Annotated in this window: 22 protein-coding genes and 1 pseudogene; 15 read left to right on the top strand and 8 right to left on the bottom strand. The window is 70.8% G+C overall.

Features of this window, described 5'->3' with window-relative positions:
* The first annotated feature begins 30 nt into the window (after positions 1 to 30).
* Entirely contained in the window at positions 31 to 990 is a 960-nt protein-coding gene (locus OO67_RS20460) for a MerR family transcriptional regulator (RefSeq protein WP_033302461.1), read from the top strand.
* A gap of 378 nt (positions 991 to 1,368) precedes the next feature.
* On the opposite strand, the gene OO67_RS20455 is transcribed toward OO67_RS20460, so the two are convergent.
* Both OO67_RS20455 and OO67_RS20450 read right to left on the bottom strand, forming a co-directional pair.
* Positions 1,369 to 1,797, bottom strand: coding sequence for a hypothetical protein (locus OO67_RS20455; protein ID WP_033302460.1), 429 nt, complete (start codon positions 1,795 to 1,797; stop codon positions 1,369 to 1,371).
* A gap of 243 nt (positions 1,798 to 2,040) precedes the next feature.
* Positions 2,041 to 3,255 (bottom strand): phospholipase D-like domain-containing protein, encoded by a 1,215-nt coding sequence (locus OO67_RS20450; RefSeq protein ID WP_033302458.1) that lies wholly within the window; start codon positions 3,253 to 3,255, stop codon positions 2,041 to 2,043.
* A 24-nt stretch (positions 3,256 to 3,279) separates the two neighbouring features.
* Between OO67_RS20450 and OO67_RS36875 the strand changes: the two are divergent.
* A pseudogene (locus OO67_RS36875) lies at positions 3,280 to 3,612 on the top strand (epoxide hydrolase N-terminal domain-containing protein); the annotation flags it as partial.
* Positions 3,613 to 3,786: 174 nt separating this feature from the next.
* Complete coding sequence (locus OO67_RS20445) at positions 3,787 to 4,191, top strand: SgcJ/EcaC family oxidoreductase (RefSeq protein ID WP_033302456.1); 405 nt, start codon at positions 3,787 to 3,789, stop codon at positions 4,189 to 4,191.
* Between the two features lie 4 nt (positions 4,192 to 4,195).
* On the opposite strand, the gene OO67_RS20440 is transcribed toward OO67_RS20445, so the two are convergent.
* From OO67_RS20440 to OO67_RS20425, 4 genes are all read right to left on the bottom strand, one after another.
* Positions 4,196 to 4,795, bottom strand: a complete 600-nt coding sequence (locus tag OO67_RS20440) for a flavodoxin family protein (RefSeq protein ID WP_033302454.1) — start codon at positions 4,793 to 4,795, stop codon at positions 4,196 to 4,198.
* A 138-nt stretch (positions 4,796 to 4,933) separates the two neighbouring features.
* A complete protein-coding gene (locus tag OO67_RS20435) occupies positions 4,934 to 5,470 on the bottom strand; it encodes a cysteine hydrolase family protein (RefSeq protein ID WP_033302452.1) in 537 nt (178 codons plus the stop codon).
* 68 nt (positions 5,471 to 5,538) lie between these two features.
* Positions 5,539 to 5,910 carry a VOC family protein gene (locus tag OO67_RS20430; RefSeq protein ID WP_033302450.1) on the bottom strand — a complete coding sequence of 124 codons (372 nt, stop codon included), beginning with the start codon at positions 5,908 to 5,910 and terminating at the stop codon, positions 5,539 to 5,541.
* A 293-nt stretch (positions 5,911 to 6,203) separates the two neighbouring features.
* Positions 6,204 to 7,091 (bottom strand): SDR family oxidoreductase, encoded by an 888-nt coding sequence (locus OO67_RS20425; RefSeq protein ID WP_033302449.1) that lies wholly within the window; start codon positions 7,089 to 7,091, stop codon positions 6,204 to 6,206.
* A gap of 153 nt (positions 7,092 to 7,244) precedes the next feature.
* Between OO67_RS20425 and OO67_RS20420 the strand changes: the two genes are divergently transcribed.
* The 4 genes from OO67_RS20420 (at position 7,245) to OO67_RS20405 (ending at position 10,857) form a co-directional block, all read left to right on the top strand.
* Positions 7,245 to 8,150, top strand: coding sequence for a metallophosphoesterase family protein (locus OO67_RS20420; protein ID WP_033302448.1), 906 nt, complete (start codon positions 7,245 to 7,247; stop codon positions 8,148 to 8,150).
* Positions 8,147 to 8,818 carry a 4'-phosphopantetheinyl transferase family protein gene (locus tag OO67_RS20415; protein WP_033302446.1) on the top strand — a complete coding sequence of 224 codons (672 nt, stop codon included), beginning with the start codon at positions 8,147 to 8,149 and terminating at the stop codon, positions 8,816 to 8,818. Before OO67_RS20420 ends, OO67_RS20415 begins: the two co-directional genes overlap by 4 nt.
* Before the next feature lie 424 nt (positions 8,819 to 9,242).
* Positions 9,243 to 9,992, top strand: coding sequence for an SDR family oxidoreductase (locus OO67_RS20410; protein WP_033302445.1), 750 nt, complete (start codon positions 9,243 to 9,245; stop codon positions 9,990 to 9,992).
* 169 nt (positions 9,993 to 10,161) lie between these two features.
* Entirely contained in the window at positions 10,162 to 10,857 is a 696-nt protein-coding gene (locus OO67_RS20405; RefSeq protein ID WP_033302443.1) for a TetR/AcrR family transcriptional regulator, read from the top strand.
* Between the two features lie 120 nt (positions 10,858 to 10,977).
* Here the strand turns inward: OO67_RS20405 and OO67_RS20400 are convergent, their stop codons facing one another.
* A complete protein-coding gene (locus OO67_RS20400) occupies positions 10,978 to 11,355 on the bottom strand; it encodes a tetratricopeptide repeat protein (RefSeq protein ID WP_033302442.1) in 378 nt (125 codons plus the stop codon).
* Positions 11,356 to 11,475: 120 nt separating this feature from the next.
* On the opposite strand from OO67_RS20400, the gene OO67_RS20395 reads away from it, so the two are divergent.
* The gene (locus OO67_RS20395) at positions 11,476 to 12,441 is read left to right on the top strand and encodes a pirin family protein (RefSeq protein WP_033302440.1); all 966 of its coding nucleotides are present in this window, start codon (positions 11,476 to 11,478) and stop codon (positions 12,439 to 12,441) included.
* A 53-nt stretch (positions 12,442 to 12,494) separates the two neighbouring features.
* Here the strand turns inward: OO67_RS20395 and OO67_RS20390 are convergent, their stop codons facing one another.
* A complete protein-coding gene (locus OO67_RS20390; protein ID WP_051709601.1) occupies positions 12,495 to 13,421 on the bottom strand; it encodes an alpha/beta hydrolase fold domain-containing protein in 927 nt (308 codons plus the stop codon).
* 580 nt (positions 13,422 to 14,001) lie between these two features.
* Here OO67_RS20390 and OO67_RS20385 point away from each other — a divergent pair.
* From OO67_RS20385 to OO67_RS20355, 7 genes are all read left to right on the top strand, one after another.
* The gene (locus OO67_RS20385) at positions 14,002 to 14,781 is read left to right on the top strand and encodes a VOC family protein (protein WP_033302438.1); all 780 of its coding nucleotides are present in this window, start codon (positions 14,002 to 14,004) and stop codon (positions 14,779 to 14,781) included.
* Between the two features lie 378 nt (positions 14,782 to 15,159).
* The gene (locus tag OO67_RS20380) at positions 15,160 to 16,749 is read left to right on the top strand and encodes an ABC transporter substrate-binding protein (protein ID WP_033302437.1); all 1,590 of its coding nucleotides are present in this window, start codon (positions 15,160 to 15,162) and stop codon (positions 16,747 to 16,749) included.
* A gap of 20 nt (positions 16,750 to 16,769) precedes the next feature.
* Entirely contained in the window at positions 16,770 to 17,738 is a 969-nt protein-coding gene (locus OO67_RS20375) for an ABC transporter permease (protein WP_033302435.1), read from the top strand.
* A gap of 5 nt (positions 17,739 to 17,743) precedes the next feature.
* The gene (locus OO67_RS20370) at positions 17,744 to 18,655 is read left to right on the top strand and encodes an ABC transporter permease (RefSeq protein WP_033302552.1); all 912 of its coding nucleotides are present in this window, start codon (positions 17,744 to 17,746) and stop codon (positions 18,653 to 18,655) included.
* A 56-nt stretch (positions 18,656 to 18,711) separates the two neighbouring features.
* The gene (locus tag OO67_RS20365) at positions 18,712 to 19,659 is read left to right on the top strand and encodes an ABC transporter ATP-binding protein (RefSeq protein ID WP_051709607.1); all 948 of its coding nucleotides are present in this window, start codon (positions 18,712 to 18,714) and stop codon (positions 19,657 to 19,659) included.
* A complete protein-coding gene (locus OO67_RS20360; protein ID WP_051709598.1) occupies positions 19,652 to 20,362 on the top strand; it encodes an ABC transporter ATP-binding protein in 711 nt (236 codons plus the stop codon). The genes OO67_RS20365 and OO67_RS20360 overlap by 8 nt, the downstream gene beginning before the upstream one ends.
* Positions 20,363 to 20,664: 302 nt before the next feature.
* Positions 20,665 to 21,780, top strand: coding sequence for an AI-2E family transporter (locus OO67_RS20355; protein WP_033302433.1), 1,116 nt, complete (start codon positions 20,665 to 20,667; stop codon positions 21,778 to 21,780).
* The last annotated feature ends 167 nt before the right edge of the window (positions 21,781 to 21,947 follow it).

The raw sequence follows: 21,947 nt of genomic DNA, 5'->3' as shown, positions 1-21,947 counted from the left end.
CCGTAGGAACTCCCCCAGAGGGAGGTTCAAGTGTTCTCGTCGTACGACGGACTGTGCGGCATCGGCGAACTCGCCGAGCGGGTGGGAGTGAGCGTCAAGACGGTCCGCTTCTACTCCGACAGCGGTCTGCTGCCCGAAGCCTCCCGCAGTGCCGGCGGGCACCGCCGGTACGGCCCGGACTCCGTCGAGCGGCTGCGGATGATCCGATCGCTGCGCACCATGGGCCTGCCGGTGTCCGCGGTGCGCCGCGTCCTGGACGAGGGGGACGACGCCGGCCGTGCGGGCGGTGCCCTGGAGGACGCCGTCGCCGGGCAGTTGCGCGCCACCGGCTCCCAGCTGAGGGCCATGCGGTGGCGAGAGGCGGCGCTGCGCTCGGTGCAGGAGTGCCCGGCGGCCGAACGAGCCGGCCGACTGCGCCTGATCGGAGCGGTGGCCGCCCCGCCGGACACCGCAGCCCTGGCCCGGTTCTGGCGTGCCTGGCTGCCGCCGCGGATGCCGGCCCGGTCCGTCACCGCCTTTCTGGAGCGGGCGGTACCGCAACCGCCCGAGGACCCGGACCCGGGCCAGGCGCTGGCCTTCGCCCGCCTCCACGCCTTGGTGTCCGGTCCGTGCGACGGGGACGAGCCGACCCAGCCCCATGCGCACAGGGCAGCGGGGGCCCGCGCGTCAGCCGTTCTCTACGCGGGCCTGGCCGAGGCCTACGACCTGGCGGCCACCGAGATGCGCCAGGACAGGGATCCGCACCCGGGGGAGGCGCTGGACGGGTTCGTGGACGCGTACGCGAGCGCTCACGCCGCAGCCGACACCCCGGACTTCCGCCGGGAGCTGGCCAGGCAACTGGCCGCCGACCCGCGCATCGACCGGTACTGGGAGCTGACGGCGGAGCTGGTCAGCCGACCCGCCGGCCGGCCCGAGCCGACACCCGGGTCGGCCCACGACTGGCTCGTCGCCGCGCTGGAGGACGAGTCGCGGACTGCGCTGACGGTGTAGGAGAGCGGAGACCACGGCTGCTGCCGGCGTCCGGCGGACGTCCGCGGGCGGGGCGCGGGCCGGTCATGGACGTGCGGTCTGCCCCTGAGCGGATACCGCGGAAACCCCGGGAGCCGTGTTGCGGACGAAGCCTTCGAGCGTCGAGTCGATCAGGGCCCCCGGCGATCCGCATTCCAGCGGCGCGGAGAAGGGGCCTCCGGTCAACGTGACGGATCACTCCGGTCAACGTGACGGATCACAAGTACCTTCCTGCCGCCGGTCATGTCAGCGGACGCACCTCGGCCGCCGGTGATCTTTCACCGTCGGCCCCATGGGCCGGCGGGCAGCCGACGGGCCGGTCGTACCGCGCGCCCCGTCGGCTGCCCTGCGCGTCTCCTGTCACTGGGGGCGACCCAGCGCCCAGCCCGACACATCGGCCAGGCGTCCCCGCCACAGGGGCAGTCTCAGGGACCCCGTACCGCCGAAGAGCAGGGTGGCGTCCCTCAGATGAATCCAGCGCGGCAGATGCGCCGTGCCGTCGCCGGCACCCAGCTCCCTGATTCCCTGGTCCACCGTCTCCGGGAACTCCGCGATCAGGTTCGCACCTTCGCCCTCGACCTGGCGGAGGCTCCGTGCCCAGTCCGCCTTCCACGCCTCGTGGCCGATCACATCTCCGTGGAGTACGCCACCGGCCATGGCGAGGGTGATCGGCAGACTGGAGCGCTGTTCTCTGTCCAGCAGTTGGATCAGCAACTGAAGCTGCAGATCGGGCACGGGCTCCGTCACCACCGCAGTCGTATCGGGCCGTGTCTCTACGAACTCGCTCATGGACCACTCCCTTCACCTGACAATCGGCAGGTGACAGCCCGTATGCCCCCGGCGAGCGCCGCCACACCCCGGGGGACCGTGTCGTCGGGGCAGCAGGGAGCGGCACCCGTACGTTCGGGCTGCGTCAGGTGGCCGCGAAGGGCGGTGCCGTCCGGCTGCGTCAGCCGGCACACAGGCGGCTGACCGGCCGCGGGGTAAGCACGGGGGCGCACCGCTCCCCGGGGTGGCGTACCCCTCCGTGGGTCACAGCCAGCGCCGGATCGGCAGCACCGCCGCCTCCCGCATCCTCTGCACGGGCGAGCGGCGCTTCCACCGGGCGCCGTCGATCAGTGTGCTCCGCTCCACGTCCTCGTCGAAGTGACCGTCCAGCGTGACGGTGAAGTCCCGGTCCAGGACCGCGAGCATCACTTCCTCGTCGTGTTCGAGCGAGCGGCGGTTGAAGTTGGTCGACCCGATGAGCGAGGCGACACCGTCCACCGTCAGCGCCTTGGTGTGGAGCATGGTCGGCTGGTACTGGTAGATCTTCACGCCGCAGGCGATGAGCTCCTCGTAATGGTGCTGACCGGCCAGCTGGCACACCCGCTTGTCCGTGTGCGGTCCGGGGAGCAGGATCTCCACGGAAACGCCCCGGCGGGCGGCCGCGCACAGCACCCCGATGAAGTACTCGTCCGGCGCGAAGTACGCCGTCGTGAGCCGGACCCGCTCCTCGGCGGACTCCAGGACGACGCGGAGCAGGGTCTGCATGTCCTGCCAGCCGAAGCCGGCCGAGCCACGCACCACCTGGACGACCGCGTCGCCGTGCTGCTTGGCGTCGACGAACCTGTCGCGGTCGGTGAACAGCTCGTCGTGGCACTCGGCCCAGTTCTGCGCGAACGCGGCGGCCAGCCCGTCGACCGCCGGACCCTGCACCCGCACGTGGGTGTCCCGCCACTCGTTCTCGTCCCGGGCGTCGCCGCACCACTCCTCGGCTATCCCGACGCCGCCGGTGAACGCGGTCTCCTCATCCGTGATGAGGACCTTGCGATGGCAGCGGTGGTTCTGCTTGAGCGGCGAGAGGTACAGGGGCTTGCGGAACCACGCCACCTCCACCCCGGCCTCGTCCATCATCGCGAGCTGGTTCTTCTCGATGAGCCGGCTGCCGAAGCCGTCCAGCAGCAGCCGCACCCGCACTCCGGCGCGAGCCCGCTCGGACAGTGCCTCGGCGAAGTCGCGGGCGATGTCCCCGCGCCAGTAGACGAACGTCATCATGTCCACGGTGTGCTCGGCACCGCGGATGGAATCCAGCATGGAGGCGAAGATCTCGTCCCCGTTACGCAGTGGGACGAGATGGTTGCCCTCGGTCGCGGCTATGCCGATCAGGCGTTCCAGCCGCCGTCGCAGCCGCTGTGCGCGTTCCGCGTGAAGGGCGTCGTCGTCGGGGCCTGCGTCCGTGGGTCTCTGATCTATGTGGCTGGACATCTCTCACCTGATGGGCTGGGGGCGATGGGGCAGGGCGACTGTACTCCCGCGAGGCCACGTACTTCGAAGCGGCTTTCAGCCACCTCCCGTCAGCTGGGTGGGCCCCCGGGGTCAGCGCCTGGCGGAATCCCGCCGGAACCGCCGGTCCAGAGCTCGGCGCGGCCCTCAGGATGCGCCCATGCCGGACGCCCAGCCACACGCCCCGAGCCGTTCATCCAGCGGACCGCTCCCGCGGCGCTCGAAGACCTGCGCGCGCGGCTGCGCGCGACCCGCTGGCCGGACACGCCGGAGGACGCCGGGTGGTCGCTCGGGACCGACCTGGACCACCTCCGCGAGCTCGTCACGTACTGGGCGGAGAGCTTCGACCGGCCGGCCCGGGAGGCGGCGCTCTCCGCGCTTCCCCGCTTCAGGGTTCGCCGGGCGGACTCGGGATCCACTTCGTGCGTGCCCGGGCCACCGCGCCTGCCGGGCCCGTGCGTCCGCGCGGCAGGCCTTGACCTCAAGGGCGCTCGAGGTTGCAGAGTCGTGCACATGAATACCGACGCCGCAGACATCGAGGCCATCGAAGACGTGGTCGCCACCGTGGAGCGCACCCAGAGAGCGAGGGACGCCGACGGGTTCCTCTCGCTCTTCCACCCCGACGCACTCTGGACGACCGGCCACGGCAAGGTCCTGGTCGGCCTCGACGCGATCGCGGAGTTCACCCGCTCGGTGCTGCCCGCCGCCGAGTGGGACGGCGAGGTGACGTACGAGGTGGTTCACACGCAGTTCCTGCGGCCGGACGTGGCAGCCGTGAAGGTCCGGCAGGTGTACCGCTCGGCCGAGGGAGAGTCGGAAGGTGTCCCGCTCTACGTCATGACCAGGCGGGATGACGGAGCCTGGCTGCTCCACGTCTGCCAGAACACCCAGGTCCACGTCGGAGAGCACAGGCGATGACTTGTCAGGAGGCGGGGTAGGGGCCGTCGTTGAGCAGACGCGCCAGGTGCGTCGCGTTGACGGCGAGGGTGCGGGTCGTGGACGCGACTGCCTCCGGCGGGCCGTCGAGATCCCTGTAGTCCGCCCCCTGCATGGCCTCGCCGACCCAGTAGGTGACCGCTCCCGGGGCCAGGGAGAATCCCAGGTCGTTGAGGCCCTGGAACAGATCGGAACTCACCTTGTGGGCGCCGTCCTCGTTCCCCACCACGGCCGCGGCGGCGACCTTGCCGTACGTCAACAGCCTCCCCTGTCCGTCTGTCTCGGACAGCTCGGCGTCCAGCCGTTCGAGGACGCGCTGGCAGACGCTGGACGGGTGGCCGAGCCAGATGGGAGTGGCGAGGAGGAGGATGTCGGCCTCCATCACCTTCTCGCGCAGAGCGGGCCAGGCGTCACCGTCGCCCATGTCGATCTGCACCCCCGGCCTGATGTCGTGGTCGGCCACGCGGACCACCTCGCCGTCGACCCCGAGGCTTGCGAGCTCGGCCATCACCTGGTCGGCGAGGAGGTGGCTGCTGGAGGGAGCGGGTGAGGGGTTCAGGGTGCAGACGAAGGCCAGGGCACGCACAGCGGGACACTCCTTCGGGAGGGACTTGGACGTCGGCTTCGACGCCACTGTGCCCCTCGGAATCCCGAGCCACTCGGAGCGGCCGCGGATATGCCCCGTACGGAACTCGCCGTCGGCCCACGGCGTGTCCGGCGGCACTCAGAACTCGACGTTCGCCGCCTTCGGCACCGACGCGTTCATGTTGCGCTCCATCATCCTGAGCGACGCCTGCGCCAGGTCCTCGTGGATGTGGGCCACGGCATTGTCGGGGACGGTCACCGCCAGGTGGCGGATGTGCGCGTCGAGGGCCGAGTACAGGACGCACTGCTCGGTGACCTGGCCAGTGAGGACCACCCTGTGCACGTCCAGCTGGGAGAGGAGGTAACTGAGCGGTGTCTCGTAGAAGATCGAGTGCCTGGCCTTGACGACGAACAGCGAGTCGTCGTCCGGCAGCACGGGCCGCACCAGCTCCCTGTGCGGTCCGGACATCGTCGTCTCGACGATCTCGCCGTGGTGGGACCGCCATTCCCCGAAGTTGTCATTCACGTAGATCACCGGCACACCCTCGGTCCGGGCCCGTTCGATGAGACCTACGATGTGGGGGAGCGCCTCGCGTACGGAGGGGATGAGGAGCTCGGCATCCGGGTGGTTGTACGTGTTGAGCATGTCGATGACGATGAGGGCACTTCGACTCATAGCTCCATATTCTTATCGTGTCGACCGGTGAGGCTCGCGGGCGACACGACTCGTCGGGTCCGCTGCGGTCATTGCCGGCAGAGACAGAAGGGGTGCCCCGCCGGGTCGGCGTACACGCGGAATCCGCGTTCCCCGTCCCCGTCGTCGAGATCCAGAGGTGTCGCACCGAGTGCCAGCACCTCCTCCTGCGCGCGATCGATGTCCGTCACGTCGAAGTCCAGGTGTTCCTGCTGCGAATTGCGGTCTCCCCGGGGCCACTCCGGAGGCCGGTGGTCCGGCGCCCTCTGGAAAGCGATGCGCGCGCCGCCGGGGACGTGCAGGTCGTACCAGTCCTCGTCGTACTTCGTGATCTCGCCGCCCAGAACGGCCTGGTAGAAGGCGGCCAGGGACCTGGGGTCGGGGCAGTCGAGAGCGACAAGGCTGTATGTGGCGATGGGCATGGGCCGGTCCTTCCGTCACGGGGCGGGAGAGTTCTCGTGTGGGCGATGGTCGTGTCCCAGGACTTTCACCGTTCACGCGGACCGCACGGTCCCGAAGGCCGGGCCGGCCGGGTCGGGAACGTTCGTTCCCGACCCGGCCGGCCCGACCTCGGTGGCGGCGAAGCGGGTGAGACGGGCGGGCGGCCTGGTCCGGGCGTGTGTTCCCGGCGCTCCCCTCGCGGGGCACGCATCGGGTGCGGGGGCTTCGTGGCGGTGTGCGCGTAATCCCTCCATCGCTCCGCGGATCAACCGCGTCACGGCAGCGGCGTACCACCGGTCGCGTTCATGATCTCGCCGGTGATGAACGACGCGTTCGCCGAGGCGAGGAAGACGTAGGCGGGCGCCATCTCGGCCGGCTGGGCCGGTCGGCCCAGAGGGCTCTGCTTGCCGAACTCCTTCGTGTCGGGCATGGTCGCGGGGATGAGGGGCGTCCAGACCGGCCCGGGAGCGACCGCGTTGACCCGGATTCCGTCGGACGCCAGCATCTGGGCGAGTCCCTGGGTGAACGTGACGATGGCGCCCTTGGTCATGGCGTAGTCCAGCAGATGAGGACTTGGCTTGTAGGCCTGTACCGAGGTGGTGTTGATGATCGAGCCGCCGGCCGGGATGTGCGGCAGGGCGGTTTTGCACAGCCAGAACATTCCGTACAGGTTGGTACGCACGACGCGGTCGAACTGAGAGGTCGAGATGGCGGCGATGCCGTCGGGCTGGGACATCTGGTAGGCGGCGTTGTTCACCAGGACGTCGATCCGCCCGAACTCGGACACGGCCCTCTCGATGAGAGCCCGGCACTGCTTCTCGTCGCGGATGTCGCACTCCACGGGAATCGCCCTGCGACCGGCCTGCTCGACGAGGCGGCACGTCTCCTGCGCTTCGCTCTTCTCCTCGGGCAGGTGCGTGAGCAGCACGTCCGCCCCCTCCCGCGCGAAGGCCAGGGCCACCGCCCGGCCGATGCCGGAATCGCCCCCGGTGATGACGGTCCTGCGGTCGACGAGGAGTCCGCTTCCCTTGTAGGAGTCCTCTCCGTGGTCCGGCGGCGGATCCATCGGCCCGGTCCAGCCCGGATGCTCCTGGTCCTGCTGGGGGAACTCCGGCTGCGGGTGGCTCCGCGTCGGGTCCTCCGGCTGCTCGGTGTCGGCCATCGACTTCTCCCTCTCCTTCACCTGCTGTGAGCCTGCTGAACTTGTGTCGCCGCGTTCCCCGGAGGCGGTCTGTCAATCATCTCGGGTGGATCAGCGGCGGGCATGTTGACCGGAGCGGCCCCGGAAGATCCGCGGAGACGCTAAATTCGAACAATGAGTTCCATGACCGAACCCGCCTTTCACCCGTCGAAGGGTGGCGGCCGGCTCCTCGCAGTCAGTGATCTCCATGTCGGGATCGCCGACAACCGTCCCGTCGCGGACAGGTTGCACCCGTCCTCCGACGAGGACTGGCTCATCGTCGCGGGTGATGTGGCGGAGCAGGCGGAAGAGGTCGAACGGGCGCTCGAACTCCTTGCGGGGCGGTTCGCCCATGTGGTGTGGACCCCCGGGAACCACGAGTTGTGGACGGTGGACAAGGACCCCGTACGACTGCGTGGGCACGCGCGGTACGAGCACCTCGTCCAGGTGTGCCGCGAACTCGGCGTCACGACGCCCGAGGATCCCTATCCCCGGTGGCGGGGCACGGATGGCGAAGTGGCCGTGGCCCCTGTGTTCCTGCTGTACGACTACTCCTTCAGGGTCCCTGGGACGTCGACCAAGGAGGAGTCCCTGGCGCGCGCCCACGAGGCGGGCATCGTCTGCACCGACGAGTACCTGCTGCACCCCGATCCGTATCCGACCCGGGACGACTGGTGCCGGGCGCGGGTGGCACTCACCGAACGGCGGCTGGCGGAGCACGACCCCGAGGTTCCCCTCGTGATCGCCGGGCACTGGCCTCTGTTGCGAGAACCCACCTCCGTGATGTGGTACCCGGAGTTCGCCCAGTGGTGCGGCACGGAACTCACCGCCGACTGGCACCTCCGTTTCAACGTCGCGGCAGTCGTCTACGGCCACCTCCACATCCCCCGCACGACCTGGCACGACGGGGTGCGGTTCGAGGAGGTCTCCATCGGCTACCCCCGGGAGTGGCGCAAGCGGGGCCACCCGCGCGGACTCCTGCGGCAGATCCTCCCGTACGAGGGGCAGCCGCCCGCGGCCGCGCGGGGCGGCGCCTCGTGATCGAACGGCTTCTTCCCGCGTACGTCGCCTGCGCGGACACCTACGAAACGGACGCTCCGGCAGGCAGCCTGTACCCGGAGGAAGCGCGACTGGTGGCCACGAGCGTGGACCGGCGGAAACACGAATTCGCGGCTGTACGCGCTTGCGCGAGACGGGCCATGGCCGACCTGGGGGTGCCCGCGGCGCCGGTGATGCGCGGCCATCGAGGCATGCCGTTGTGGCCGGACGGCACCGTGGGCAGCATGACGCACTGTGACGGTTACCGGGCGGCGGTTCTGGCCAGGGCGTCCCAGGTGCGCGCGGTCGGTATCGACGCCGAGCCCAACGAACCGCTCCCGCCCGGTGTGTGGGAGGTGATATCCGGGCCTTCGGAACGCGCGCGGACACCCCTGGGCGCGAGTGGCCGGACGGTCCACTGGGACCGGCTGCTCTTCAGTGCCAAGGAGAGCGTCTTCAAGACGTGGTTTCCGCTCACCCGCGTGGAACTCGACTTCCTCGAGGCGGACATCACCTTCCGCACGAGCCCCGGCACCGGTACCGAAGGCACGTTCACCGCGGAGCTCTCGCTGACGGCACCCGACATGCCGAGGTCGTACGAGGGCAGGTGGCTGATCGACGGCGGCTTCGCTGTGACCGCGATAGTGCTCCCCGTAAGCCCTTCCGCCTGACGCCAAGTCAGCCCCGTTGGAACGTCGTGGTGCACGTGCTTCGGATCGGCGGGGGAGCCGCTAGGGCTGCGAGCGTTCCGGTCCGTTGCCGATCGCGGGTGCCGTGGCCGGACTCGGCCACGGCACCCGCCACCGGCCGCATGCACGGCGGTCCGTGGGCGGTGAACTCCGACGGGGCCGGGGTGGCGCTCCGCCGGTCGCCGGTACCGGAACCGTCGCTGTTCACGAAAGCTGAATCCGCCCTTCGCGCCGGTCCGGCCACCGTGGACCCGGCCTGCCCGGATGTGCCCCTGCGGCTCGAGGCCGGCGCCTTTGCGAGCGCCGCGGTTATCCGGAAGTAGCGACGATACGGTCGACCTGTTAGCGTTGATTGCGTCACGGTAGCGGAACCGACGGCAACCTCTCTCGCCACAGGAGCGACGTCATGACCGAGCAGCACGCCACCGCCGCACGCAGGGTGGCTCTTGTCACCGGGGGTTCGCGAGGTATCGGTCGCGAGAGCGCCGAGCGGCTCGCGGCGGACGGGTTCGCGGTCGTCATCAACTACGCGGGAAACCAGGCCGAGGCCGAAGCGGCGGTCGCGGCCGTCGCCGCCGCGGGCGGCGAGGCCATCGCCCACCGGGCGGACGTCGCCGACGAGGTGGCGGTCGCCGCTCTCTTCGACGCCGCGTCGCAGGCCTTCGGCGGCGTCGACGTGGTCGTGCACGCGGCCGGGGTCATGTCGCTCTCTCCGCTGGTCGACCTCGACCTGGACGCCCTGGACCGGATGTACCGGACCAACGTCCGTGGCACGTTCGTCGTCGACCAGCAGGCGGCGCGCCGCCTGCGCGACGGCGGCGCGATCATCAACTTCTCGAGCTCGGTGCTGGCGCTGGCCATCCCCGGCTACACCGCTTACGCCGCCACCAAGGGGGCCGTGGAGGCGATGACGCTGATCCTCGCCCGTGAGCTGCGGGGCCGGGACATCACGGTCAACGCCGTAGCCCCCGGACCGACCGCCACCGCGTTGTTCCTGGACGGGAAGGACGAGGCCACCATCGCGCGTATGGCCGCGCAGCCTCCCCTCGAGCGGCTCGGCACTCCCCAGGACATCGCGGAAGCCGTCGCGTTTCTCGCCGGTCCCGCCCGCTGGGTCAACGGACAGGTGCTGCGCGCCAACGGCGGCATAGCCTGACCGGACTCGCCTCAGCCGCTTCGACGGCCGGCCGCGGGAGGGGGGCCAGGCCGTGCGGTGCGGTGGCCATGAGCACCCGGGCCGAGCGCCGCGAGGCAGCTCCGAGGGGTGGCCGCCCTCGCCGCCACCGTCCGATCCGCCTGCCGTGCCGCTTGATAGCGTCCCTCCGGTGAGTACACGAGCGCGCATCCTCGAAGTCGCGGCCCGGTTGGTCGCGGAGTCTCCTGACGGGGACATCTCCACGCGGGCGGTGTGCGAGGCGGCGCAGGTCGGAGCCCCTGCCCTCTACAGGCACTTCGGCGACAAGGAGGGCCTGCTGTCCGCCGTCGTCGATCACGGCTTCGACGCCTACCTCGCGGCCAAGCGGGAGCGCGGCGAGTCCGCCGATCCCGTCGAGGACCTGCGGAACGGCTGGGACAGCCACGTCGACTTCGCTCTCCGGAACCCGAATCTGTACCGGTTGATGAACTCTCCGGCGATGCGTACGCCGCCCGCGGCCGCCTTCGAGTCGCACCGCATCCTGACGCGCGACCTGGAGCGAGCGGCCGAGCAGGGGAAACTGCGTGTCGCTCCCGAACTGGCCGCTCAGATGATCATGTCCGCCACGACGGGCGTGGCGCTCATGCTCGTCTCGCGCCCCGCCACCTTCGCGGATTCCGGGGTCTCGGCACGGGTGCGCGACGCCGTGCACGCCGCCGTCTTCACCCCGGACGTCGACGCGGGCGATCCGGCCGACTACGAGGTCCCCTCCGCGGCGGCCAGGCTGCGAGCCCTGCTGCGCCGGTCGCACGGAGCAGGGCTCAGCACGGCTGAATCGGCGCTGATGAACGAGTGGCTGAACCGGGTGTCCAACGCGGAACGGTGAACCGGCCGCGGGGACGGGCCGGGGGCGGCGCCGGCTTCCGCTCCCCGGTACCCGTCCGCGGGGACGGGCCGGGGGTGGTGCCGGCTTCCGCTCCCTGGTACCCGTCCGCGGGTGCGCGCGTCACCCCTGGTTGTGCCGCTCCTGACCAGCGGGATCGGACCCGGCATCCCCGGTCATCGCATGAGCCATCCGCAGATGCGTAGCGGCCTCCACGTGCCGGCCCTGGCGTTCGAGGGTGCGCCCGAGCATCAGCCGGGCGTAGTCCTCGACGGGGTCGCGCTCCAGTACCTCGCGCAGCTCCGTCTCGGCCTTGGCGAGCCTGGCCGAGTGGTAGTAGGCGCGCGCCAGCAGCAGCCGCGGTGCGACCTGCTCCGGCATCTCCCGGACGAGGCCCCCCAGGATCCGCGCCGCCGTCAGGTACTCCTTCGCCTCGAAGAACAGCTGGGCCCGGTCCCAGCGGTCGGCGGGCGTACCGAACTCGTAGTAGGTGTCGTCCACTTTTCCTCCTCGGCCGGAATGCTTACGGACCCGTCAACACACCAAGGTAGTTAAACATTCCACTAAATTTTCGGCGTGGGGACCGGCGCTCGCCGACCGTCCGGGAATAGGTTGTGCGCCATGAGCAATCTCGATCGCCAGGCCACTCCCTCCGTGTGCGGAGGACGTGGCTTCGTCGTCGCCGAACCGGTTCGCGAACTCCTCACCCCGCGCCGCGTCCAGCTCGGCGAGTCCACGGAGGTGCGCAGGCTGCTGCCCAATCTCGGGCGCCGTATGGTCGGTGCCTGGGCATTCGTGGATCACTACGGCCCCGACGACATCGCCGACGAGCCCGGGATGCAGGTGCCGCCGCACCCTCACATGGGCCTGCAGACGGTCAGCTGGCTGCACGACGGGGAAGTCCTGCACCGTGACAGCCTGGGCAGCCTCCAGACGATCCGGCCGCGTGAACTCGGTCTGATGACTTCCGGCCGGGCCATCAGTCACTCCGAGGAGAGTCCGAAGCCGCACGCGAGGTTTCTGCACGGCGCACAGCTGTGGGTGGCCCTTCCCGACTCCGACCGGCATGTCGAACCGCACTTCCAGCATCACACCGACCTGCCCACGGTCACGGCGCCGGGCCTCACCGCCACCGTGATCCTCGGGGATCTCGACGGAGTCACCTCGCCCGGGAAGGCCTACACCCCGATCGTAGGAGCCGACCTGGCTCTGGCCGCCGGTGCCGAAGCCCGGCTCCCGCTGGAACCCGACTTCGAGTACGCCGTGCTGTCGATGTCCGGCGAGGCAGAGGTGGACGGTGTTCCCGTCCTGCCCGGGTCGATGCTCTACCTCGGGTGCGGCCGCACCGAACTGCCGTTGCGTGCCACCTCCGAGGCCGGACTGATGCTTCTCGGCGGCGAGCCCTTCGAGGAGGAGATCGTCATGTGGTGGAACTTCGTCGGGCGGTCCCAGGAGGAGATCGAGGAGGCCCGGCACGACTGGATGGAGGGCCCCCGTTTCGGTGAGGTGAAGGGCTACGACGGTGGCCGGCTGCCTGCTCCCGCACTTCCGCCTGTTGCGCTGAAACCACGTGGACGGGTGCGCTGAGCCCTTCCGGTGTGGATGAGCCGACCCTGGGCGACACGGAGCAGCCGTGGAACCTACGCGAACGTCGCTCGCCCGGCAGGGAGGGAGGACAGCGAGGCGCCCAGGAAATCCAGTGACGCCGAGGCCTCCGGGGGCGAGGGCCAGTGGTTCAGGTGGCCGTGCGGCATTCTCGCCGCTACGTGCAGGCTCACCGGCACGCCGACGGAGGTCAACTGCCGGCCCAGCAACTCGCCGGAAGGCCGCAGGTCGTCGTACTCGGAGAGGGCGATCGCGGTGGGCGGCAGGCCGTCGAGCCGTGCGGCGCCGGGGAGAGCCAGCGGAGGGAGATCGGTGATCCTCCCCACGTATCCGGCGACCATCTCCTCGATCGATGCGGGAGGGCAGCGGAGAATCCCCGGTATCGCCTCCATGTCACGGACGGTCGCGGAGTCCAGCGCGGGGTTGGGGTAGTGGGCGAACGGATAGGCCAGCAGCACCCGGTCCGCGGGCAGGGACTCATCCCTGCCGCGGATCGCGCACCCCAGCGCGAGTGCGGCACCCGCGCTGGCACCACCGACGGCATGGATGCCGCCCTCGGACCGGGGGAAGGCGGAGGTGAGCCATTCCCAGGCCGCGTACACGTCGTCGAGCGGAACCGGGAAGAGGATTCCGGCTCCGGCGAGCCGATAGTCGACCGACACGACGCGGGCCGACGCCCGCGCGGCGAGTTCCGCGCTCACCATGTGGGCCTCCGGCCAGTCGAGAGTGCCCCTGCTGAAGCCGCCCCCGTGCATCCAGAGCAGCGTGGCGGCAGGGCGGGTGGCGGGTGTGTAGACGCGGAGCGGGATCGTGCCGTGCGGGCCTTCGACGAGGAGGTCCTCGGTCGTCACGGAGCCCGGGATCGCGGGTGGGCCGGCGTCGTCGTGCTCGGACTCCCGCCGCGTCGGCTGCCGCGAGTCCGACCGCGGCGACGTCTCGGGCAGGTGAGGGCGGCTGGTCATCGTTTCTCCGGAATCCATGGTTGCGCTTCCCGTCCGTGGCTGTCGGATGCGTTCGTACCGGTGCGACGTGGCGCCTGCCCGTCAGCCGCGGGTCGTAGGAGGGGACGGAGCACCGGCCGGGTGCGGGGCCACGGAGACCTGCTCGGACGCGGGTGCGCGCGCCGTCGGGAAAGCGCACCGTGATCATACCGCCGGACGTGGGGGAGACCTGGGTGAGGTCGCGCCAACCACGGGCGTCCGCAGATGTCTTCGGGTCGGAGGTGAGTACGACGAGTGTGGCGAGCGGCCGGGTGCCTCCTGGGTGACGTGGCAGGTACGGGAGGAAGCACTGTCGACCAGGGCTTCAAGAAACACCACGAAGCAGTAGTCGCCCTGCGACAGGCAGCTCTGCGCCGGCACACCCGGCAGCGTCGTCCATGGCCAGGGCGCAGAACGGAGGAAGCGCACCTACGACACGCCCCGACGTGATCCGGCCGCGTTGTGCCCGGCCCCCGGCGCGAGGAGGTACCTTCGTCCGCTGCGGGCGCATGGGCCCGCCCCCTGTCTGCCGGGCGATCAGCTTCGAGGTGAGGGACGGACGATGTCTTCTGCGGAGTACGTGGCGCCTACGCCTGGAATGCCCTGCTGGGCGAACCTGATGGTGAGCGATCTGCGCGTGTCCCAGGCGTTCTACACGGCGGTACTCGGGTGGGAGTTCCGGCAGAGTTCGCTGGGCGCCGGGTTCCTCGTAGGGTCTGCCGGGGGTGCGCCGGTGGCGGGCATCGGTGAGCGGCGGGCAGGTTTCGCCCCACCCTCGGCATGGACCCCCTACTTCGCGGTGAGTGACGCGGACCTGACGGCGGCCCGGGTCCAGGAACGTGGGGCCACCCTGGCGGTGGGGCCCGTCGCTCTGGGCGAGGGCCGGGCAGGACTTGCCGCTGACCGGGACGGGGCGACGTTCGGTTTCTGGGAAGGGCCTGCCCCCGCATGGTCGGTGGGGGAGGGAAGCGCTCCCGCCCGCCTGGACCTGCAGACACGCGATGTGTCCGAGGCCGCCGTCTTCTACGGCGAGGTCCTGGGCTGGGGGCATGACCACGGCATCGATGTCGTCCACCGGCGTGATCACGTCCTCGTCGAGCGTGAGGGGAAGGAGGTTCTCTCCCTCTGGAGGGGCGGGGCCGAGAATTCCGCGGATCCGCAGACGTGGCCGCAGTGGATGGTGAACTTCGCGGTGGACGATGTGGAGCACGCCGTCGCGATGGCGTCCGAAGGCGGGGGCGAGGTGCGGGTACCGACCTCCGCCTGGGTACCGGACGGCTCCGCCCGGGTTCTGCGGGATCCGGACGGCGGTCTCTTCACGGTCTCGGAGCGACGCCGTTGACCGGGTGGTGCGCTGTCGTGTCAGGTCATGCCTCCTGGTCCACGCAGGCCGAGTGAGGCCCCCGCCGTCAGTGAGCGTCAGGACCACGCGGTCACACGGGTTCTCCGGGGAGGTGGTACCGCAGTCGGCCGGCCGAACCGATGGGCCGGACGGCTGCCGGGCCGTCACCCGTGTCCGGAGACCATTTCCAGGGCTCCGATCTTGAGCACGCGTGGCCGTTCGAGCTCCCTGGACCGGGCAGCCTGTCCGCCTTGACCGCTTGTCAGCGGCGTCCGCCGCCGGCCGGAGCCCGACCCGGCTGTCCAGGGCACCTCACCCATGCGAGTATCTGCAATTAATATGCAATAACTCAGGGGTTGCAGGAGAGGCGTGAGGTGGATGGCAGGACGACGGATACGAGGAGCCGCGGCCGGCGCGGTGATGCTGGGCATGACGGTTGCCGCCTGCTCGGCGCCGGGCGGCGGTGCGGAGAACAGGAGTTCCGCCGAGTCGGTCGTGATCGGGGTGGCCTCGGAGCCGGACACCCTCAGTCCGCTGCTCGGCTACGGCAAGGACGGCAACTCGAAGCTCTTCGACGGCTTGCTCGCCCGGAACGCCGACATGGAGCTGGTACCCGCGCTCGCCTCCGCGCTGCCGGAGGTCAGTGACGACGGACTCACGTACACCTACAGCCTGCGCCCAGGGGTGGAGTTCAGCGACGGTGAGCCGCTCAGCGCGGCCGACGTCGTCTTCACCTACCGCACGGTCCTCGACGAGAAGACGAACAGCACCGCCAGGAGCGAACTCGATGCTGTCGAAGAGGTAAGGGCGGAAGGCGACGCCAAGGTCGTCTTCCGCCTCGCCTACCCGTACGCCCCCTTCGCCGGACGCACGGTGCTGCCGATCGTCCCCGAGCACATCGCCGGCCGGCAGGACCCCAACACCGGTTCCTTCAACACCGAACCGGTCGGTACGGGCCCGTACGTACTGTCCTCCTGGCGCAAGGGCGAGAAGTTGACCTTCAAGGCCAACCCCGACTACTGGGGTGGAGCGCCTGAGGTGAAGACGCTCACCATGGCGGTCGTCCAGGACGACGACGTGCGTGCCACCCGGCTGCGCTCCGGGGACCTCGACGGGGCGATCCTTCCGCCCAACCTCGTCGCCACCTTCAAGGACGACGACACCAGGAAGACGTACCGGGCGACGTCCTACGACAACCGCACCGTCACCCTGCCCACCGCCGGCAAGGTCACCGGTGACCGCGCTATCCGCCAGGCCTTGGACATGGCCGTGGACCGTGCGGCCATGGTCGACAAGATCCTGGACGGCGCGGGGCGCCCCGCCTACGGACCGGTGCCGGTCGACGACCCCTGGTTCGCACCGGACCTCGAACGCGCCCACGACCTCGGCAGGGCCCGGGCCGTCCTGGACGACGCGGGCTGGAAGACCGGGGCGGAGGGCATCCGGAACAGGGACGGCCGCCGCGCCGCTTTCACCCTGCTCTATCCCTCGGGTGACAAGGTCCGTCAGGACCATGCCCTCGCCTATGCCTCCGACGCCAAGAAGGTGGGTATCGACGTCACCGTCGAGAGCGCCACCTGGGAGGTCATCGAGCCGCGGATGAAGGACGACGCCGTCCTCGCGGGCTTCGGAAGTACGGGTGATCCCGATTTCGGGCTCTACACCATGCTGCACTCCACCCTCGCCGGTGACGGGTTCAACAACATGGGCCGTTACGACAATCCGGCCGTGGACCGCGCTCTGGACACCGGTCGCCGCACCCAGGAGCCGGCGGCCCGCAAGGCCGCCTACGACACGGTGCAGCGGGAGCTCGTCAAGAACCCCGGCTACACCTTCCTCACCCACATCGACCATCTGTACGTGCTCGCCGACCGCTGGGACGGGCTCACCACCCAGACCGAGCCGCATGAGCACGGGTTCGCCAGCGGCCCGTGGTGGAACGTCGAGGACTGGAAGGCGAAGGAATGACATCGCTGCCCTGGGGCGCAATGGCGCGACTGGCGGGGCGGCGGGCTCTGTTCGCCGTTCCCGTCCTGTTCGCCGTCACCTTCGGTGTGTTCGCCGTCGCCGCCGCCTCCCCCTTCGACCCCGTCAAGGCCTACGGCGGCACCGCGGCCCTCGGCGCCGACCAGGCGACTCTGGACCGGCTGCGCGAGAACCTCGGCGCCGACGAGCCGTTCGCCGTGCGCTGGTGGGACTGGCTGACCCGGGCCGTCGCCGGCGACCTCGGCGACTCCAGTGTCATGCGGCAGCCGGTCGCCGAGGTGATCGGTGAACGGCTGGTGTGGTCGACGCTGCTGTGCGCGGTCGCCTTCGCCGTCGCGGTGCTCGTGGGCACCCTCGCCGGGGTTCTCGCCGCGCGCCGCCCCGGATCCTGGTTCGACCGGACGGTCACCTCACTCGCGTACTCGCTGGAGGCCGCCCCGGTCTTCTGGGTCGCCCTCCTGGCCATCTGGCTGTTCGCCCTCCAGTGGGACGTGCTCCCGGCCGGGGGTCTCACGGAGACCGCCAGCGAACAGGTGTCCGCCGGGCAGGTCCTCAGCCACGTGGTCCTGCCCGCCGGTGTGCTGGCCGTCTCCCAGCTCCCCTGGTTCATCCTGTACGTACGCCAAGGGGTCGGCGACGCACTGGCGGAGGACCCCGTACGCGGCGCCCGCGCCAGGGGGCTGAGCGAACGCACCGTACTGCTGGGCCACGCCCTGCGCTCCGGACTGCTCCCGGTGCTCACCCTCGTCGGATCCCGGGTTCCCGAGCTCATCACGGGGGCTCTGCTGGTCGAGAGCGTCTTCAGCTGGCCGGGCATCGCGGCGGCCACCGTCGAAGCGGCCACCTCCGTCGACTTCCCGCTGCTCGCCGCCCTGACCACCCTCGCCACCGTGGCCGTGCTCGCCGGAAACCTCCTGGCGGACCTGCTGTACGGCCTGAGCGATCCGAGAGTGAAGCTGAGTGAACTGTGACTTCTATTTCTGACGCCACGTCAGGGACGGCAGCCGCCGAGGAGGCGGAGGAGGCCGAGCCGGTCTGGCGGTCGCGCGGCACGGACCGCCGGTCCACCCGCACCATCCGCGTGTACACGTCAGCCACGCTGATCGTCGCCACGGTCCTCGCCGTCCTGCTCGTCCCCCCGGCCGTGCAGCTCGACCAGCAGGCCATCGACCTGTCCGCCAAACTTCTGCCCCCGTCCTGGGAGCACCCGTTCGGCACGGACGACGTCGGCCGCGACCTGCTGCTGCGCTGCGTCCACGGGCTCCGGGTGTCCCTGCTCGTGGGAGTGGCGGCCGCCCTCGCGGCGACCGTCATCGGCACCGCGGTCGGAGCGTGCGCCGGAGCACTGGGCGGCTGGGTCGACCGGGGGGTCATGCGTCTCGTCGACACCTTCTCGTCCGTACCGCACCTGCTGCTCGGCATCTTCATCATCGCGATGTTCCGGCCGGGGGTGTGGCCCGTCGTCATCTCGGTCGCGCTCACCCACTGGCTCTCCACCGCGCGCATCGTCCGTGCCGAGATCCTGTCCCTGCGCTCCCGCCCCTACATCGACGCCGCCGTCTCCGGCGGTGCGTCACGGTGGCGGGTGACCGTGCGGCACCTGCTTCCCGGGGTGCTGCCGCAAGCGGCTCTCGCCGCCGTACTGATGATCCCGCACGCGATGTGGCACGAGTCCGCCCTGTCCTTCCTCGGACTCGGACTGCCCACCCACACCGCGAGTCTGGGCACCCTGGTGCAGAGCGCGCGCGGTTCCCTGCTCGCCGGGCAGTGGTGGCCGACCCTCTTCCCCGGCCTCTTCATCATCGTCCCCACCCTCGCCATCGCCGGCCTCGCCGGTGCCTGGCGGGAACGCCTCAACCCGCGCCGCAGATCGGAGCTGATGCTGTGACCCAGCGACCCGAGCCCCCCGTCCTGGCGGTCCGCGGACTGTCCGTACGGTTCCTCATGCCGGGCGGACGCCAGGTCGCGGCCGTGACCGACGCCCACTTCGACGTGGCCGCGGGGGAGTGTCTGGCCCTGATCGGCGAGAGCGGATGCGGCAAGTCCGTCCTCGCCTCCGCCCTCCTCGGTCTGCTCCCGGCCAACGCCCGGACCGCGGGGCGGGCCCACCTCGGCGGCCTCGACCTGCTCACGGCCGACGAGCGCACGCTCGCCCGGACGGTACGGGGCCGCATGATCGGGCTGATCCCGCAGAGCCCGGCCGCGCACCTCACGCCCGTACGCACCATCCGCTCGCACATGGAGGAGACGGTCGCCCAGCTGACGGGCGTCCGCGGCCGCGCCGCCGTACGGACCGCAGCCGAGGCAGCCGCCGCGCGGGCCGCGTTCCCCGCCGGGCACCTGGACCGCTACCCGCACGAACTGTCGGGCGGCCTCGCCCAGCGCGCCGCGACCGCCCTCGCGCTCGTCGGGGGTGCCCCCCTGCTGCTGGCCGACGAACCGACGACAGGGCTCGACCGCGACCTGGTCGAGCACACGGTCGACGAACTGCGCCGTCACGTCGACGTCCCAGCCGGCGCGGCCGGCGCATCGCCGGGCGCCGGCAGCCGGCGAGCCCTGCTGATGATCACCCACGACCTGACAGCGGCTGAACGCATCGCCGACAGGGTGGCCGTCATGTACGCGGGCCGACTCGTCGAACTGGCCGACGCGAAGGCCTTCTTCGGTACACCCGGCCCGCGCCACCCCTACAGCCGGGGCCTCCTCCGGGCCCTCCCCGAGCGGGAGTTCACCCCCATACCCGGAATGCCACCCGAACTGGGCGACCTGCCCGCCGGCTGTGACTTCGCCGTCCGCTGCGAGCGGGCCACCGACGCCTGCGGGCGCAGGCCCCGGACGACGGACTCCGTAGCCTGCCACCACCCGTACCTGCCGGAGGGCGTCCGTGCTTGAACTGCATGCCATCACCGCCGGATACGATCGCCGGGCCCCCGTCGTACGCGAGGTCTCCCTGACCGTCGAGCCGGGCGAGGCAGTCGGCCTGCTCGGCCCCAGCGGCTGCGGCAAGTCGACCCTGGCCAGGGTCGCGGCCCTGCTGCACCGCCCCGACTCCGGAACCCTCGTGCTGGACGGCGAACCTGTCCGCGGCTGGCGCCACCAGGCACCGCGCGCCCTGCGCACCGCCATCGGTGTCGTTTTCCAGCAGCCCAGACTCTCCTCCGATCCCCGCCTGCGGCTCGCCGACCTGATCGCCGAACCGCTCCGCGCCACCGGCCGGCGGGAGGAGGCCGCGGGCCGGGTCGCCGAACTGGCCGCTCCTCTCGGCCTCACCCCGGACCTGCTGCGCCGTCGGCCGCACGAGGTCAGCGACGGCCAACTGCAACGGGCCTGCCTCGCCCGCGCCCTGGCCCTGCGTCCCCGCTGGCTGATCTGCGACGAGGTGACCGCCATGCTGGACGCGTCGACCACGGCAGCGCTCGTCGAGGCCATCGAGCACTACCGGTCCACGACCGGCGCGGGACTGCTCGCCGTCGGGCACGACCACACGCTGCTGCGGCGCTGGTGCGATCGCACGGTCCACTGGGATGCCCTGACGTCCTCGGACGGTCACACCACGGCCGCCCTTGACGTTCCGGCCTCCCGTTCGGCCCGCTGACGGAGGACTCGCCGCGGTCGGCCAGGCCACGACCGACTCCCACAGGTGGGCTCGGCCGGATTCGTCCCCATCGCCGTCGACGGTGCGAACGCGGCGCTGCACGGTCTCACCGAACACGCCGGTACCGCGGCGGGCGTCCAGCGCTCGGTGGACCAACTGGGCGGCGCCCCCGGGCCGGTGCCAGGTCCCGTGCCGGGCCATGGACGGCGTACGCTCTCCCTCCCGCGGCCGCTGAGGGCGCCCCGGCGTCGGGGTCCGGGCCGGAGTGATCCGGAGGGTCTGGTGGCCCATAGGGTGACCCCATGTCTGTCACGTTGAGTTCCACCAAGTCCCGCGCCGCCCTTCGCGCTTCGGCGCGTGTCTCGGGCGAGTTGCTTCTGGTCCTTGTCATGACCGCAGTGGCGGTGTGGCTGCTGGGCCGCATGTGGTCGATCGTCTGGCCGCTCATAGTCGGTTTGCTGCTCACCACCCTGACGTGGCCCACAGCGCGCTACCTGCGCCGGCACGGGTGGCCTCCGGCCCTCGCCGCTTCGGTCGTGACGGTGCTGTTCCTCCTGGTTGCCGGAGGGGTGGTGGCGCTGATCGCCGTGCCCGTCGCCTCCCAGTCGGGGGAGTTGACCGACGGTGTGGTCGAAGGCATCCAGAGACTGCGCGAATGGGCCTCGGGCCCGCCGCTGAACATCGGTGACGACCAGATCACCGGTGCGCTCGATTCCGCGACCGCCCGTGTCCAGGACAGCGTCGGCAGCATGGTCACCACGGTCGTCACGGGGGTGGGCACTGTGGTCAACGGTGTGGTCACGGCCGTCCTGGCGGTCTTCCTGATGTTCTTCATGCTCAAGGACGGCCCCCGGTTCCTGCCGTGGCTCACACGTCAGCTGCCCGGCCGCTTCGCCACCGACGTTCCCACCGTGGCCGCGCGTGCCTGGAAGACACTGGGCGAGTTCGTGCGCTCCCAGGCGTACGTCGGTCTGCTCGACGCCGTCCTCATCGGCCTCGGCCTGTGGATCGTGGGGGTCCCCCTCGTCCTCCCCCTGGCGGTGCTGACCTTCGTGGCCGCGTTCGTGCCCATCGTGGGCGCCCTGTTCGCCGGTTTCGTCGCGGTTCTCATCGCTCTGGTCTCGAACGGACTGACCGACGCGCTGATCGTGCTGGCCATCATCATCGTGGTGCAGCAGCTCGAGGGCAACGTGTTCCAGCCCATGATCCAGAGCCGCGGGCTCGGCCTGCACGCCGCGGTGATCCTCCTCGCGGTGACGCTGGGCGGCAGTCTGGCCGGCATCGTGGGCAGCCTGCTCGCCGTGCCCGTCGCCGCGCTGATCGCGGTCGTCTGGAACTACCTGCGCGAGCAGCTCAGCGAGCCGCGGCAGGAGCCGGAAGCCTCTGTGTCACCGAGTGGTGCTGTCTCTCCGTCCTGAGGTGATGCGAGGCGTCCGGTGGTCGGGCGGGGCCACGAACCTCCTGGGTGGCCGGGGCACCGTCTTCGTGGGCCGGCGGCGGACCCTCGTGGCGGGTGCCCCGCCGACGTCGGCCGGACACCCGCGGACTCCGGGAGCCCTGGCGGCCGACGCCGGCCCGAGGGCCA

The organism is Streptomyces atroolivaceus (assembly GCF_000717025.1).
Classification (GTDB): domain Bacteria; phylum Actinomycetota; class Actinomycetes; order Streptomycetales; family Streptomycetaceae; genus Streptomyces; species Streptomyces atroolivaceus.
Note: the sequence above shows the minus strand (reverse complement) of the source record. Positions and strands in the feature narration are given on the sequence as shown.